The organism is Micromonospora sp. NPDC051141 (assembly GCF_044455765.1).
In the GTDB taxonomy this organism is placed as follows: Bacteria; Actinomycetota; Actinomycetes; order Mycobacteriales; family Micromonosporaceae; genus Micromonospora.
Genome location: NZ_JBITFD010000045.1, coordinates 1 through 2,650, shown reverse-complemented (window position 1 = coordinate 2,650; position 2,650 = coordinate 1). Strand labels below are relative to the sequence as shown.

Genomic DNA, 2,650 nt, shown 5'->3' with positions numbered 1-2,650 from the left:
GCTGCCCCGACAACGACAACCGGCCGGTCAACACCACCCCATCCCCATCAGCCAACGACACCGCCGCCCGCAACAACGGATGATCAACCGAACCCTGACCCAACCCCCGAACATCGCCCACACCAGCCACCGCCGACTGCGGCCAGAACCGCTGATGCTCAAACGGATACGTCGGCAGTTCCACAACCCGCCGACCTGCGCTTGTGTCGAGCAGTGTCGGCCAGTCCACGGTCCCGCCGTGTACGTGGACCCCGGCGACCGCCGTCAGCAGTGTCTGCGGCTCGTCCCGGTCACCTCGCAGCGTGGGCAGCCACACCTCTGCGTCGGGGGTGTCGGTGTCGGCCATCGAGGTCAGGGTGCCGTCCGGGCCGAGTTCGAGGAGGACGCCCACGCCCTGCTCACGCAGCGCGTTCACCGCGTCGTGGTAGCGCACCGTGTGGCGGGTATGCGCCAACCAGTATTCGGGGTGGGTCACGTCCGCGCCGGGGGTGCCGGAGACCACCGGGATGGTCGGCTCCCGCCAGACCACCCCGTCCAACACGTCGGCGAACTCGGCCAGCATCGGCTCCATCAACGGCGAGTGGAACGCGTGACTGACCCGCAACCGCCGCGCCTTACCACCGGCGTCCCGCCACTGCTGCGCCAGTTCCAACACCACGGTCTGGTCACCAGAGATCACCGTGGAGTGCGGGCCGTTGACCGCCGCGACGCCCACCAGGTCAGTGTGCCCGGCGATCAGGTCGTGGGCCTCGACGTCGCTGGCGGTCAACGCGACCATGGCGCCGCCAGCGGGGAGCGCCTGCATCAGGCGGCCTCGCGCGGCTACTACCGCCACCGCATCGGCGAGATCCCACACCCCGGCCACATGAGCCGCGCTCAACTCGCCGATCGAATGCCCCGCCAGACGCTGCGGAGCTATTCCCCAGGAGGTGATCAGCCGGTACAAGGCCACCTGCACCGCGAACAGCCCCGCCTGGGTGTACATCGTCTGGTCCAGCAGCTGCGCGTCGCCCGCGACGACGTCCCGCAACGACCGTTCGAGATGCTGGTCGAAGGACGCGCAGACCTGATCGAACACGTCAGCGAACACCGGATACGCCTCGTACAGGCCCAGGCCCATTCCGAGGCGCTGGCTACCCTGTCCGGAAAACACCGCCGCCAGCCGCCCGGAACCGGCGATCCCGGTCACCACCCCGGGCGCCTGGCCACCCGCGGCCAGCGCCCGCAACCCGTCCACCAACGCCGACCGATCCTGGCCGAGTACGACACCCCGATGGGTGAACCCGGTCGCCCGGCTGTCCACCAACGCCCGCCCCACCGCAACCGGCGCGACCTCGGGCCGATCGGTCAGGAAACCGGCCAACCGCTGCGCCTGCGCCCGCAACGCCACCTCGGTCTTAGCCGACAACAGCCACGGCACCACCCCGCCCAGCAGCGCCGGCGGCTGTTGGTCCGAGCCCGCCGAGTCGGCGGGTGTGTCCTGCGGCGGCTCGAGCGGTTCGGCCTCTTCGATAATGAGGTGGGCGTTGGTGCCGCTGATCCCGAACGACGACACCCCAGCCCGCCGTCGCCGGCCGTTACCTGGCCACGGCGTCGCCTCCGTCAACAGCCGCACCGACCCGGCCGACCAATCCACATGTGACGACGGGGCATCCACGTGCAGCGTCCTGGGCATCAACCCGTGCCGCATCGCCAAGACCATCTTGATGATCCCGGCAACACCCGCAGCCGCCTGGGTGTGACCGATGTTCGACTTCACCGACCCCAACCGCAACGGCCGATCCGCCGGCCGGTCCTGGCCGTACGCGGCGATCAGCGCCTGCGCCTCGATCGGATCACCCAACGTCGTGCCCGTACCGTGCGCCTCCACCACATCCACGTCACCCGGCGACAACCGCGCATTCGCCAAAGCCTGACGGATCACCCGCTGCTGCGACGGACCATTCGGCGCACTCAACCCATTGGAAGCGCCGTCCTGGTTGACCGCGCTGCCCCGCACCACCGCCAACACCTGATGCCCCCGCCGACGAGCATCCGACAACCGCTCCAACACCAACACCCCGACACCCTCACCCCAACCCGTACCATCAGCGGCGTCCGCGAACGGCTTACACCGCCCGTCAGCGGCCAACCCACCCTGCCGGGAAAACTCCACGAACGCCCCCGGCGTGGCCATCACCGTCACACCGCCGGCCAGGGCCATCGAACACTCACCCGAGCGCAACGCCTGCGCCGCCAGATGCACCGCCACCAACGACGACGAACACGCCGTGTCCACCGACACCGCCGGCCCTTCCAGGCCCAAGGTGTACGCCACCCGCCCGGACATGACACTGGCCGCGTTACCCGTCAGCAGATGCCCCTCGCTGCCGGTCTGCGCGTCACCGATCACCGAGATGTAGTCCTGACCGTTCGTGCCCACATACACGCCGGTGTCCGACCCGCGTAGCCCGGACGGGTCGATCCCGGCCCGCTCCAACGCCTCCCAGGAAACCTCCAACAACAGCCGCTGCTGCGGATCCATCGCCACAGCCTCCCGCGGACTGATCCCGAAGAACCCCGCATCGAACAACGCCGCGTCAGCCAGGAACCCACCCTCCCGGACGTAGCTGGTTCCCGACCGAGCCGGATCCGGGTCATACCCCGCATC

At 69.4% G+C, this 2,650-nt stretch carries 1 protein-coding gene; it reads right to left on the bottom strand.

What is annotated here, in order from left to right; translation table 11 throughout:
• The coding region (locus ACIA6B_RS32505; RefSeq protein WP_396779315.1) for a type I polyketide synthase at positions 1-2,650 on the bottom strand (2,650 nt) is incomplete at both ends.